The sequence below is a fragment of the Neptunicella plasticusilytica genome (assembly GCF_047922965.1).
Lineage (GTDB): Bacteria > Pseudomonadota > Gammaproteobacteria > Enterobacterales > Alteromonadaceae > Neptunicella > Neptunicella plasticusilytica.
This window is the reverse complement of the sequence record NZ_CP150481.1, coordinates 1,341,287-1,354,639: the sequence shown is the minus strand read 5'-3', so window position 1 is coordinate 1,354,639 and position 13,353 is coordinate 1,341,287. Positions and strand designations below refer to the sequence as shown.

Sequence of the window (13,353 nt, the reverse complement as noted above, 5' to 3'; positions counted from 1 at the left end):
TTCCATCTGTTTTCTGTAGTGTTTTTTCCGGATTGTTAAATCACCTGTTTACAGCAAGCTGACGAAACAATTATTTCTGCAAGAGTGGATATCAACTATGCGCTACCTGTTACTGTTTTTTTTATTTTTCAGCTATCACACTGTTGCCGCAGACAAGATAATCAAAGTCGCAGTCAATATTGGTCAGCCCTGGGCCTATTTTGAGGAGGGCAAAGGCATGACGGGTATTGATGTCGAAATCATCCGTCATATATTTACCCAACTCGGTTATCAGCCAGAATTTCATTTACTGGCCTACAACAGACTGATCAAGGAATTTAACGAGGGCAAATTTGATATTGCCAGCCCGGCGGCCTTCTCATCGGAAACGGGCTATTTTACCTCTGCCTATCTGCCATTCGAAGATGTTGCAGTCACTGTCAAAGACCGGCATTTGGAAATCAATACCATTGATGATTTGGCCGACAAAAGAGTTGTCGCCTATCAACATGCCACATCAGTACTGGGCAAAGACTATGCGAGTGCCGTCGCCCATGCCAATTATCTGGAGTTCGCCCAACGCGAGGTACAGATAAAATTGCTGGCCAAAGACAGAACTGACGTGGTCATTGGTGAATGTCGTTTGTTAACCTATATCAACAAAAAACTTTATCCCGAACAGGAACTGGACGTTCATCCTATTTTCACAACACAATCCTATGGCGCAGTACTGAAAGATCAGGCACTGCAGCAATTGTTTGAGCAAGAGCTGGAGGAGATGAAAAAATCCGGTTTATATCAACAAATATTGAATAAATGGCCCTGATTTTCTCAACCGCGAGTTATTTTTTATTCGTTGTACTGGCGATTTTTCAACCAAATCGATATAGTCCGTCCGTTACAGACAATCATAGCCGGTACTGTAATAACCTTTAGTTGTGGAGCAGGAACCTCCCTTTTAATTTATCGCCGAAACAGGATCTAATGTTCGATTAAGGATGCAGAACCTATACCCCTGTTGTTTTCTGTAGATAAATCTGCGGAGGCAATGTTGCTAGACACTTTAAAAACGCGGGTTAGAGCAAGAACATTCCAGGACCTTGTGGTATTCGGATTGGTATTTGCTGTTTTTCTTGTTTTGTTTACTGTGATCGATGCACTGGAATGGCTGGTGGATTTGTCCCATCGTTACGAGCACCTGGAGCTCGATGAGCTGATTAGTTCCTGTATTATTTTGTGCCTACTTTTTGCGGTATTTTCCTTCCGGCGTTGGCAGGATATCCGCAAACTGTCATTGTATTGTGAAGAATTATCGATGATCGACCCTATCACTATGCTACCTAATCGCAGAGTGATAAACAGACTGTTAACGGACATTTACCACGGCAAACATCATCAGCCTTGCCTCCCTTTGTCTCTGGTCCTAATCGATATCAATGGCCAGGAAGAAATCCAGGCCCGATTTGGTAATACGGTAGCGGAACAGGCCATTCTGGAACTGTTTTACCGTTACAGTTTATTGCTCGAAGCCAACCAGTTAATCAGTTATCGCAACACCAACCAATGTCTGTTGTATTGTCCTCAAAGCAATGAGTCCCAGGCCCAAAACCTGTGTGAAAAAATACAGCAGGTTGAGCTGCAATCCCGTCAGGCAACGTTGAGTCTGCTGTCAATTAAAGCCGTCCCGGTGACCTTGCATGACCGCAAGGAAATTGACGGCGTGTTTGACCGGCTAGAAGACTTGTTAAGCGTCACTCATCATCAGGACAAACAACAAACAGATAATGACTGGCAACCGCAAACTAAACTCAGTTAAAACCGGTTTGATGGTCTTTCTTGCTTGTCGAGCCAGTTAACGGATAATTCAACTTGTCAGAACTACATCAAAGCGAACAGGAAAAGATTAGCCTTGAACACCAGGCCGCCAAGTTATTTATGCGCTGGTATGAGCACAATAGCGGCAAACACATTCGTCACCTGTGGCACAACCGTCCCAGTAAACCCGACACATCCTGCTTACTGGAAGGACAACGACTCGATTTGGAAATTGCCCATTTATATGGCAGTGAAAAGGAAGCCATGCAAATTCTAGGACGCGATATTAGCGATGAAACCCGCCGGGAATTACGCGACCTCGAGCAATCCAGTGCACCGGATAAAAGGCTGTTACAGGCGCTTAACCGGATTTTACTCAACAAATCTCACAAACAGTATAAAACCCGGCGAGTCTGGCTAGTGATACGGAATGCTCACCCGGCTTGGGACGCGGAACAAATTGGTGCACTTCAGCATTGTATCGAGATCCCCACAGCGCATCCTTTTGAACAAATCTGGATGGTCGCCGACTGGCAAGGAAAAAGTGGTATTGTGCAACTCTTTCCATAAATCCGGGGTAGTTCAGAGCGTACACACATATCAGTCAAATTGAATGATGCACTTGATGATAAATTGGGTATATAGTGAACAATAGTAAATGACAATATTGTTTTTACTCCTAGAGCGTGCTGTTCCCCATAATTACAAGAGGATCTATATATGAAGATTGTGAAAAACACCTTAGCCGTATTAATCACTCTGAGCTTATTCGGTATGTCCGGTTGCAGTGAAGCCGATAAGGAAAAAGCCAAAGAAGCTCAACAAGAAGCCGCAGCTAAAGCGAAGGAAGTCAAAGAAGATGCGTCTGAGATGCTCGAAGATGCAAAACAAGGCACCAGCGACGCCTACGACTCAGCCAAAGAAAGTGCTGTCGACGCTTATGATTCGGCCAAAGAAAGCGCCGATGAAATGATGGACGATACCAGTGACAAAGCAGCTGAATTAAAACAGGATGCTGCGCAAAAGATGAAAGAAGCCTGCATTGCCGCCAAAGAAGAAACTGGTGGTGATCCGGAAGACTGCGAGTAACCAAGTATAAATACAGGAACGAGTTGCCAAACTCGTTCCTGGTTTTTTGTTGGCCTTGAATTCCCCTGACTAACCGAGCAATTGCTGCGCCTGGTGTTTAAATAACTTGCCCATTTTAACGGTTCGGCCATCTTCCAATGTGAGGGTGTCAGTATTTATTGCGGCTACCTGGCTATTATTGACCACATAAGATTTATGCACTTGGGTAAATTGTGCGGCGGGCAAACTGGCTTTTAACTGCTTTAAACTGCTGCTGACCAGCGTCATTTTGCCTCCCTGCCACAGCTTAACGTAATTACCATAAGCTTCCAGCAGGCTAATATCATTTAACAACCACTTACGTTTGCCACCATCTACTTTTAACACTATGCATCGTGGTTCTTCATGCGTGACAGAGTCAGCTAACATAGAGCGAGCTCGCTGCCGTACTTTATCCAGCGCCATAGCCAGGCGCTCGCCACTTACCGGTTTTAACAGATAATCAGTCACATCCAGCTCAAAGCCCTGCAGTGCATACTCCTGATAGGCGCTAACAATCAATACTTGCGGGCGATTGGCCAACACTTTGAGTAATTCAATACCGTTCAATGCTGGCATATTAATGTCCAGAAACATCAGATCGGCCTGATGATTCGCCAGCCAGGCCAAAGCTTCGGTAGCGTTATAGCAGCGCCCGGCGACTTTGATATCTTCGTGCTGCGCCAGGTGATGCAAAATCACTTCATGCGCCAGCGGTTCATCGTCGATAATTAACGCGTTCAACACGGTGTTAGTTCCAACCTTAACTCGGCTCGCCAAGCATCATCGCCCACAGCCTGACTTTTAAAATCGTGCTGATCGGGATAGATTAGCGTTAACCGACGTTGCAAGTTCTCCAACCCCACTCCGGACGATTCATTGGGTGTTTGACCCGATAATGAATTTTCACACAGCAAATGCAACGTCTGCTGGTTAAGCTGCAAATGAAATCGAATCGTGCTTTGCCCCGTTTCGTGCTCGGTCGCATATTTAAACGCATTTTCTAACAGCACGATCAGCAACAACGGCGGTAAACCAACGTGCTCGGCATTATCCGGCCAGCGCAGATCCAGTCTGCATTTATCGCCGAGGCGGATTTGTTGCAAGGCAATAAAGTCTTGTAAATAGGCGACTTCCTGCGCCAGCGTGACCTGCTCTTTTTGCCCTTCATATACTGTATAACGCAACAAGTTTGATAGCTGCATCACCATTTCAGGGGCATCATCGGACTTCCTCAGGGTCAGTGCATACAGGTTATTGAGTGTATTGAACAAAAAGTGCGGATTGATCTGCTGCTGCAGTAGTTTGAGTTCGGTACGCATTTGTTGGCGGGCAATATTGGACAATTCGGCATCCTGTTGCTGACGCTCAAACGCCAGAATCAGCGGTGTGCTGACCGCCAATAAGGCAAACATAAACTGATAGTTATATTTACTAAACAAATCGTGGTTGCCGGAAGGTAATAGGGTGAAATCGGCAACCACACTATTAAGAGGTAGCAATAATGCTATCGCTGCCAGTAACGGCGTAAGGACAATCAAACAAATAACAACCGCCATCGCAAAGGCCACCACACCCTGCTTAGCTAAAATCTGCCGGAGCAAAAAATAGCGATTAATGACGTATACCGTAAGCAGTAATCCGCCAAGCACCAAAAACTGCCAAAAATAGCCGCAAAAACGGGGGAATTCGGTGAAAATACTGCCGATATCGATAATGGGTTCCAGCGGCTGATTTTGTACGGGATCGATATGGCTGTTAAACATCCCCGCCATAGCAAACACCCAGCCTAGCATCAACAATAAAACCACCGCATCCAGTGAAAATAACCGGGATATCAACGCCATCACCCGGGATTCATGCCGTTTTTTAAGACCGCGATTAATAAACCAGGCAAGGCTGGCGACTGTTGCAAATACCCAACCTTGTACACTGAATAACAGCATATTGGCGCTGGTACTGAGCTGGGAACTCAACGCAAAAATCAGCAGTGGATAGACCACAAAACCGGCAAGCCAAATCAGTAGTTGACGTTTCACTTTTCCAGTGCGGGCAAAATAATGCGCCAATAACAGCGGCAAGCTTTCGATGAAAAGCTGCAACACAATACTCAGATAATCACTGACAGCATGTAATCGCAGCGATAGAAAACGGATATGAGCTTCTAACAGCACCGCAGCAACAAGTGGTAACAGGCAGTAAAGCAACGCCTTGATATCCTTGTGTTTAAATGCTGTTAAAAGGTTATGCATCAATACTTCCTGATCATTTTATGGTGAATAATCCTGCCGGTGGACGGCCTATTTTGCAACATGATGATGATCAAAGGGCCGATTTTGATGATAAAAGTAAATTTTTGCTGACTTCGGCATTTTGTCATTAAATTCAACATCTTTATCATAGATAGATAGTCAATCTCAGCTCCTGTTATTAACGTATTGGCATCATGACCACAACGGGACAGCTATGATGCTTACCATCAACAACATCAACAAAACCTACTCAGATGGCACCCATGCACTAAAAAACGTCAGCCTGAATTTACCGGCAGGCATGATCGGTCTGCTCGGTCCTAATGGCGCGGGAAAATCTACCTTAATGCGAACTCTGGCCTGTTTACAAACTCCCGATAGCGGCCAGATGGAATTTGCCGGAATTGATCTGAAACACAATCCCGACGGCTTACGCAAAATCCTCGGCTACCTGCCGCAATACTTTGGTGTCTATCCGCATATCAGTTGTCAGGCACTACTGGAGCATATAGCAATATTAAAGGGTATGGCTAAACAGGCCCGACAAACACAAATTCCACAGCTACTGGAACTGACTAATCTAACCACTGTGGCGAATAAAAAAGTGGCCACGTTTTCTGGTGGAATGCGCCAACGTTTTGGTATCGCCCAGGCATTGCTGGGCGATCCTAAATTACTGATTATGGATGAGCCCACCGCCGGGCTGGATCCCGTTGAACGCGAACGGTTGCATAATGTGCTGGTCTCTATCAGTAAAAACAAGCTGGTGCTGCTATCTACCCATATTGTTGAAGATATTGAAAACCTGTGTCATCACGTGGCGCTTATTTTTGCCGGGAAAGTGACAGATAGTGCCAACGTTAAAAGCCTGATTGCTCCCTTTGACGGTCATATCTGGCAAACCGAGGTTCTCCCCGGGCCAAACAGTGGCGCACTGCTACTGAGTAAAAGTTTCCGCTTTGGTACGCCGTCTTTTCGCCTCTACAGCAAGCAAAAACCGTCTGACAAGGCGGTGCTGGTTGAGGCAAGGCTACAAGATAAATACTTATTTGACCTGCTAGAACAGGAGCAAATCTGATGCTGTTTATCAATGAATTACGCTTTTGTTGGCGACAACCGCTGCTGCTTGTGGGGTTTATCTTGATGCCCTTGTTTGCCTATATGTTGTCTGTGGGGCTTGGCGTCGGTGATGTGAGTCAGAGTAAAAAACTGATCATGACACAAACCGGTTTAATCATGCTGGTGTTGCCCATTGCTCTGGCAGTGTTATCGCCGGTGGTGATGTTGCGTGACAACCATGCCGATATGCAGGAACTGATCAACGTCACTCCCGTTATCCACCGGACTCGATGGTTGCTGCGCTTTAATGCTGTTTTTGCTCTGGCGGCAGTGGCATTCATCATCAGTTTTATGATTATGTTGGTCAGCCACAGCATCCAACTGGGATTCAGGACGGAATTGCTGAGCATCAGTTTGCTCAACATACTGTTATTAGTTTTACCGGCGCTATTATTTACCAGCGCGATAGCGCTTTGGCTAAGCCAACGTTTTGCCAGTGGCGTGGCAATTTATGTTTGTTTTGCGCTGCTTTTTCTCGGTTATTTAATGCTGGCCAGTATGACCGGATCGCCAACACTGGCCGGCAGCGCGGTGGTCAGTCAGTCATTATACAACACCATGCTGTGGCTCGATCCCTATGGCGTTACAGCACTGATTAACCACATTGATTCGGCTAACCGGTATCTTAATCCCCCCTTACTGGTTAATCGCTGCATTTATCTTGCTTTAAGTGCTGGCCTTGTTTATCACGCGCTAAAAGTTTTGCCAAAAAAACACCCTAATAATGGCGTTAACAAACCCAGTAAAGCATCAACGTTAGACTCACTGCAGGTCAATCAAGTATCAAGCAATACCCAAGGTCAATATCAAGCCTGTTCAGCAAAAAATATCCCCGTATCGCCGATTATGACTTTAATCAAAACGACTTTTGGAGACTTATTACACAACCCTATTACCCGATTTTTATTGTGTCTTTGGCCGCTGATGATTTTTAACGAAACCCTTTCGGGCATAGACTTTGTCGAGCCCATGGCGGTGATTGCGCCTAATAGCATCGATGCGCTCAACAGGGTGGCATTTGACGTAGTGCCAACACTGGGGGCTTTTTTACTGGCACTATGGAGTTGGCAAATTTGCTGGCGCGAAAAAACCTGCCATATAGCTGAATTGATTGCGGCCTCGCCAATAAAAAACCGCCAACTGCTGGTTTCGCACCTTGCTGTCATGTGGCTAATGGTCAGCGTACTGATACTGCTCACTTTTATCGCCAGCAGTGTTGCCGAATGGATGGCTGACAGTGACTGGTTTTTTTCACATTATGTCATTCAGCTGGGCCTGAGTGGCCTGCCACTAGTCCTGTTAGGATCGATATTTATCGGCATCCATCATCTGTGCCGTTCAAAAGCCGTTTCTGCTGGGTTGTCAGCACTTATCTTGCTGGTGAAATTCACTCCCGTTACCACCAGCTTCGGCCTAACTCATACGTTGTGGAATATTGCTGGCAGTCCATTACAAGAGCCGGACAATTTTTGGGGTTACAGCAACAGTTTATCGGTTTACTTACCTTATATGGCTTTTTGGCTACTGACTACCGTGAGCGTGGCGCTGTTCGCCATCCGCTATTCACACCGGGGAACGTCATTTAACAGCCCGTCGATAAAATCCAGCAGAATACCTGTGTTGGTATTGCTGGCGATTAACTTGGCTATCGGCTTGAGTCTGCATATGGCGCTGATTGATGAAAAGCCTTTAATGAGTTCCGACAAACGTGACGCCTGGAAAGCCCAGTACGAAACCCGGTTTGGTAATTGGCTTGATCAACCGCAACCCAGCATTGTGCAAATAGATTCCAATGTAGATATTTATCCACACCAACAGTTAGCCAAATTCAAAATAACCTTCACTCTGGAGAACCGCACCAACACAGACATCAAAAAAATACTGATAGGACGTTTTGGCAATGAGTCATTTCCGGATATCCGCATAAAAGATGCAATGATGACGGAATTCGAGCCGGAACTGGCTCAGGCGGTCTACCAGTTTTCAACGCCAATGCAGCCCGGTGAACAACGCATTGTGGACATCGCATTTAACTATAAGACTCCACAATTGTGGCCGGTACGTTCCCATCAATTTGTTAAGCCGGAACTGACCTACCTTCGTTCGGTACCTTTATTGCCAACCATAGGTTATCAACCCACTTGGCAACTAAGAGATGAACAAACACGGCATGAATATGGGCTGGAACCTCTGGATTTGGGCAAACCTTCCGAGCTGTTCAAACAGGGCCAGCAGTTACAAGATGAATACCAATGGACGATGTTAAATACAAAAATATCCACGGTTAAAGGTCAGTACGCCATTGCCCAGGGTCAACTGACAAGCCGCACAGAAGATAACGGCAGAGTGTATTTTCATTATCAAACCCGCCAACCGGTTCGAAATATTCCGGCCTGGTTGTCGGTACCCGACTCGATGCTAACCGCCAGCGTACCGTCAACCGGTAATTCACCAATCACTTTGAACCTGTTCAGCACCACTAAAAATGCGGCGGCTCAACTTAATTTAAAAGCCATGATTGACACACTAAATTGGTTTAGTGACAACATAGCACCCTATCGAGCATCACAACTGAGTCTGGTTGCGTTACCGGAAATTGGCACAACAGGCTATGCCCTACCGCAAATCATATTAATCGGTGACCGGGTAGGCTTTCGCGCTACGCCATCTGCCTCTGCCGGGTTTGATCAACGTTACCGCCGCGCCGTGCATGAAACCGCGCACCAATGGTTTGGCCATGATCTTGGCAACGGGGTGTTAAAGGATAGTACATTCCTGGTTGAATCGATGGCGAAGTACGTTGAACTGGTATTAATTGAGCAAACTTATGGGCGACAAGCTATGCTCGCGTTGGTCGATTATGAGCGTGGGCGCTTCAACAACGTTGAGCGTGGCAACGTGCAAAAGACCCTAGCGCTAGTAGATGCCACCCAGCCCCATGATATGTATTCACGGGCAACTTTAGTTTTTTATCAACTGCGCAACGTTCTGGGAGATAAGATTATCACCGGCACCCTTAAACAATTATGGCAGCAGCACGCCTACCCCAACACGCCCGCCACATCGATGGACTTTGTACGCGCGTTAAAACAGCAAAGTCCTAAAGAGCAGCAACAGCTTATCGACGATATGTTATTAGGCACTGATTTGAGTAAGCTTTAAAAGGTCACAACTTAAATGAAAAACGGCGCTTATAGCGCCGTTTTGGTTATCCTGGCTGTAATTTTGTCGCGTTGCAGCTAGCAACTTACATCATATCAAACCGATCCAGAGTCATCACTTTAGTCCAGGCGGCGACAAAGTCATCAACGAATTTCTGCTTGGCGTCATCTGAGGCGTATACTTCAGAGACTGCGCGTAATTCCGAGTTGGAACCAAATACCAGATCAACAGGTGTCGCGGTCCATTTCAGTTTGCCCGTAGCGCGATCATGTCCTTCGTATAAGCCGTCTGATTTGCTTGATTTGCTCCATTGAGTCGACATATCCAGCAAATTAACAAAATAATCGTTGCTAAGTGTGCCGGGTTTGTCAGTAAAGACACCGTGACTGCTTTGTCCGGTATTGGCATTCAGGGTTCGCAAGCCCCCCACTAACACCGTCATTTCAGGTACCGTCAAGGTCAGCTGGTTGGCTTTATCAACCAACAATTCTGCCGGGGAGAGCGTATGACCTTCGGCAAAATAATTGCGGAAACCGTCGGCAGTGGATTCCAGCACAGCAAAGGAATTTACATCGGTTTGCTGTTGCGTGGCATCGCTACGTCCGGGCGTAAAAGGCACACTGACAGTATAACCGGCCTTTTTAGCCGCTTGCTCAATGGCTGCTGCGCCGCCGAGTACAATCACATCCGCTAATGATACTTTTTTGCCTTTCGGTAGTGAGCGGTTGAACTCAACCTGCACGCTTTCCAGTTTTTTCAATACTTTAGCCAGTTCTTTAGGGTTGTTCACTGCCCAATCTTTTTGCGGCTCCAATCGCAGCCGCGCGCCATTGGCTCCACCGCGCATATCGGTACCACGGAAACTGGAAGCTGACGCCCATGCAGTTCTAACCAGTTCCGGTAAACTTAGACCCGACGCCAGTATTTCCGATTTAAGCTTGGTGACCTCATCCGAATTCACTAGCTCGTAGTCAACGGCGGGAACCGGATCTTGCCAAATCAAATCCACATCGGGGATATCCTTACCCAGATAACGCGCCTTAGACCCCATATCACGGTGAGTCAGTTTGAACCAGGCTTTGGAGAAAGCCAGTTCAAATTCGTCCGGATCGTTACGGAAACGTTCGCTGATTTTGCGATATTCCGGGTCCTCCTTTAGTGCCAGATCAGTAGTAAACATAATAGGCGCATGGCGCTTGGACGGATCATGAGCATCAGGCACCATTTTCGCGGCGCTTGCAGAATCAGGGATCCACTGCGTTGCCCCCGCCGGACTTTTGCTTTTTACCCAATTAAATGCAAACAGATTATCCAGATATTGCATCGACCATTGAGTGGGCGTGACCGACCAGGCTCCTTCCAAACCACTGGTAATGGTATCTTCAGCGTTACCTTTGCCACATTTGTTTTTCCAGCCGTAGCCTTGTTCTTCCATGCCTGCTGATGCAGGATCGGCTCCCACACATTCCTCCGGCTTATGCGCGCCATGCGCTTTACCAAAGGTATGGCCACCGGCTATCAGCGCCACGGTTTCTTCATCATTCATTGCCATACGGCCAAAGGTGTCACGAATATCCTTGGCCGCCAGCAGCGGATCGGGATTACCGTTGGGGCCCTCAGGGTTAACGTAGATCAAACCCATTTGTACCGCAGCCAGGGGTTTTTCCAGTTTTCTGTCGCCACTGTAGCGTTCATCACCGCCTAGCCATTTACTTTCCGGCCCCCAGTAAACCATATCGGGTTCCCAGTCGTCTTGGCGTCCACCGGCAAAACCGAATATTTTGAACCCCATGGATTCCATCGCCACGTTACCGGTCAGCACCATCAAATCTGCCCATGAAATACTGCGACCATACTTTTGTTTGATAGGCCACAATAAGCGCCGGGCTTTATCCAGATTAACGTTATCGGGCCAGCTGTTCAGTGGTTCAAAACGTTGTTGCCCACCAGCACCACCGCCACGACCATCGTACAATCGATAAGTCCCGGTGCTATGCCATGCCATGCGCACAAAAAACGGGCCGTAGTTACCGTAATCAGCTGGCCACCAGGGTTGTGATGTTGTCAGGGTTTGTTTGATATCTTCTTTTACCGCGTCGATATCCAGACTATTAAACGCTTCGGCATAATCGAAGTCCTCGCCATAAGGGTTGGATCGAGGATCATTTTGCCTTAACGGCGTAAGGTTGAGTTGCTCTGGCCACCAGAATTGCTTGGTCTTCGCCACCCCTTCAGCATTAGCTGTGCCGGACAGCATAGCGGGTGACAGAACGACTGCAATAGCGGTCAGTAGTGGTAAGGATTTTTTAAGCATTGTTATTGCCTCTTATGGTTAGGGCGTGTTGTTCTTTGGTGTATGAATCTTGTTCAAGTCCAACACCTTCTGGTCGCGACGCCGGGTTGCAGGCCTAGTGGTTCTAAGACAAAATCCGGCAACAAAGAGCAGGAGGTGTTGGGTTGAACCCTCCGGGCAGCGTCGTTTGTAGCGAATTTCTACAGCGTTATCGCTCGTTTATGTAGAATAACTACACTACACTCACTCTGCCTTGTATAAATACGCTACAAACTGCTGCAAAAACACACACCAAAGATCAACACGCCCTAGCAAATACTGTTTTGATCATAAAAATGTATGTTATTGATACGACACTTCACTTTCTGTTAAACGTTTAAAATTTGTTAACGAAGTGGACAACTATCAGTTATTTTTGAACTTGTTGGTTTCTAACCCGTTATGTTTGATTGAGTGACTGCATATTGGCCTCCCCATTGACCTGTAAAAAAGTTGTAAATAAAAGATAGTTGCAGTTTTGAAATTTAAAAAATCGATATATTCAATAGATACAATAGATAATACCTATCATATTATGCGTCAAACAAGGATAGCGGTGCGATGACAAGCCTTACCCGTTGTGTTCTGGCCGGTTGAATAAAGTTTGTCTTGGCAGGGATAGCACAAACCTGAACTATGGATATAATCTGGCCTAAAACGGCACATCTTATGCGGACTACGCGGAGTTCAGGTTGACAAGATATTCGATAAAAGCTTTTACTTTCGGCGAGTCGGTCATTTTTTCGTGATAAACGGCATGAATGCTCTGGCTTCCCCAGTCCACATGATTTAACACCTTAACCAGTTTGCCTGTTTGTAATTCTTGTTTGATCTGATATTCAAACAGTCTGGCAATGCCCATTCCTTGCAAGCACAGCTCTTTAAGGGTTGTATAGTTGTTACAGCAGATGTCGGACTGGTTAGTAACATTAAAATTGGCATCACCTGCAACATAGCTCCATTGATTATACAAATGCCGATGGCGGAAATTGAGGCAGGGGCGGCTGGCCAACTCATCAGGTGCCAATGGACAACCATGCTCTGATAAATAGGATGGCGAGGCGACAACCACTCTGGGCATAGCAAATAATTTTCTACTTTTAAGTGAGGAGTCCTCCAGTTCACCACTACTTCGTAGGGCAATATCGATATTTTGAGATGGCAGGCTGACAACCTCATTGGTAAATAGCAGCTCCAGAGAAAGAGAAGCGTGCTGCCGCTTAAACTCGGCAAGATTTTTTGCGACTAAATACTCTCCCACTAAGGGTGTCGCGGTTATTTTTAATGTCCCTTTCATCGTACTCTTATACGAATCAACAGTTTCTAAAAGTGTATTCAACGCCACTATTTGTTTAAGGCCTTCTGCGTAAAACAACTTTCCCACATCGGTCAATTCAAGCGCCCGCGTCGAACGGTTAAATAAACGTTTGCCCAAATGCTTTTCAAGGCGGGAAATGGCCTTGCTAACCGCAGGTGTTTGCACCTCAATCCGGTCAGCCGCCAAGGTGAAACTACCCTGCTCTACAACGGAGCAAAAGACCTTGATCAGGTAAAATATTTCCTTATCCATTTTTTCCTATTGGGAAT

At 46.4% G+C, this 13,353-nt stretch carries 10 protein-coding genes; 6 read left to right on the top strand and 4 right to left on the bottom strand.

Annotation, left to right across the window (positions count from 1 at the left end; genetic code table 11):
- Positions 1–97 precede the first annotated feature (97 nt).
- The 4 genes from V1467_RS05895 (at position 98) to V1467_RS05880 (ending at position 2,883) form a co-directional block, all read left to right on the top strand.
- The gene (locus V1467_RS05895; RefSeq protein ID WP_416307869.1) at positions 98–805 is read left to right on the top strand and encodes a substrate-binding periplasmic protein; all 708 of its coding nucleotides are present in this window, start codon (positions 98–100) and stop codon (positions 803–805) included.
- Positions 806–1,027: 222 nt separating this feature from the next.
- A complete protein-coding gene (locus V1467_RS05890) occupies positions 1,028–1,795 on the top strand; it encodes a diguanylate cyclase domain-containing protein (protein ID WP_416307868.1) in 768 nt (255 codons plus the stop codon).
- A gap of 53 nt (positions 1,796–1,848) precedes the next feature.
- Positions 1,849–2,364 carry a hypothetical protein gene (locus V1467_RS05885; protein WP_416307867.1) on the top strand — a complete coding sequence of 172 codons (516 nt, stop codon included), beginning with the start codon at positions 1,849–1,851 and terminating at the stop codon, positions 2,362–2,364.
- A gap of 150 nt (positions 2,365–2,514) precedes the next feature.
- Positions 2,515–2,883: a hypothetical protein gene (locus V1467_RS05880; RefSeq protein ID WP_416307866.1), complete on the top strand. Its 369-nt coding sequence runs from the start codon at positions 2,515–2,517 to the stop codon at positions 2,881–2,883.
- Between the two features lie 69 nt (positions 2,884–2,952).
- On the opposite strand, the gene V1467_RS05875 is transcribed toward V1467_RS05880, so the two are convergent.
- Together V1467_RS05875 and V1467_RS05870 are read right to left on the bottom strand one after the other, a co-directional pair.
- Positions 2,953–3,648, bottom strand: a complete 696-nt coding sequence (locus tag V1467_RS05875) for a LytR/AlgR family response regulator transcription factor (RefSeq protein WP_416307865.1) — start codon at positions 3,646–3,648, stop codon at positions 2,953–2,955.
- On the bottom strand, positions 3,642–5,153 hold the full coding sequence (locus V1467_RS05870; protein ID WP_416307864.1) for a sensor histidine kinase: 1,512 nt from the start codon (positions 5,151–5,153) through the stop codon (positions 3,642–3,644). Before V1467_RS05870 ends, V1467_RS05875 begins: the two co-directional genes overlap by 7 nt.
- A 214-nt stretch (positions 5,154–5,367) precedes the next feature.
- Here V1467_RS05870 and V1467_RS05865 point away from each other — a divergent pair, with 214 nt between their 5' ends.
- Positions 5,368–6,231, top strand: a complete 864-nt coding sequence (locus V1467_RS05865) for an ABC transporter ATP-binding protein (protein ID WP_416307863.1) — start codon at positions 5,368–5,370, stop codon at positions 6,229–6,231.
- The gene (locus tag V1467_RS05860) at positions 6,231–9,434 is read left to right on the top strand and encodes a M1 family aminopeptidase (protein ID WP_416307862.1); all 3,204 of its coding nucleotides are present in this window, start codon (positions 6,231–6,233) and stop codon (positions 9,432–9,434) included. Before V1467_RS05865 ends, V1467_RS05860 begins: the two co-directional genes overlap by 1 nt.
- Before the next feature lie 85 nt (positions 9,435–9,519).
- On the opposite strand, the gene katG is transcribed toward V1467_RS05860, so the two are convergent.
- Positions 9,520–11,748, bottom strand: coding sequence for a catalase/peroxidase HPI (gene katG, locus V1467_RS05855; protein ID WP_416307861.1), 2,229 nt, complete (start codon positions 11,746–11,748; stop codon positions 9,520–9,522).
- Between the two features lie 694 nt (positions 11,749–12,442).
- Complete coding sequence (locus tag V1467_RS05850; protein ID WP_416307860.1) at positions 12,443–13,336, bottom strand: LysR family transcriptional regulator; 894 nt, start codon at positions 13,334–13,336, stop codon at positions 12,443–12,445.
- Positions 13,337–13,353: the final 17 nt, after the last annotated feature.

Bases quoted from the DNA above. Each gene is read 5' to 3' on its own strand.
- V1467_RS05895 (WP_416307869.1), top strand. From the start codon at position 98: ATGCGCTACCTGTTACTGTTTTTTTTATTTTTCAGCTATCACACTGTT.
- V1467_RS05890 (WP_416307868.1), top strand. From the start codon at position 1,028: ATGTTGCTAGACACTTTAAAAACGCGGGTTAGAGCAAGAACATTCCAG.
- V1467_RS05880 (WP_416307866.1), top strand. From the start codon at position 2,515: ATGAAGATTGTGAAAAACACCTTAGCCGTATTAATCACTCTGAGCTTA.
- V1467_RS05870 (WP_416307864.1), bottom strand. From the start codon at position 5,153: ATGCATAACCTTTTAACAGCATTTAAACACAAGGATATCAAGGCGTTG.
- V1467_RS05865 (WP_416307863.1), top strand. From the start codon at position 5,368: ATGATGCTTACCATCAACAACATCAACAAAACCTACTCAGATGGCACC.
- V1467_RS05860 (WP_416307862.1), top strand. From the start codon at position 6,231: ATGCTGTTTATCAATGAATTACGCTTTTGTTGGCGACAACCGCTGCTG.
- katG (WP_416307861.1), bottom strand. From the start codon at position 11,748: ATGCTTAAAAAATCCTTACCACTACTGACCGCTATTGCAGTCGTTCTG.
- V1467_RS05850 (WP_416307860.1), bottom strand. From the start codon at position 13,336: ATGGATAAGGAAATATTTTACCTGATCAAGGTCTTTTGCTCCGTTGTA.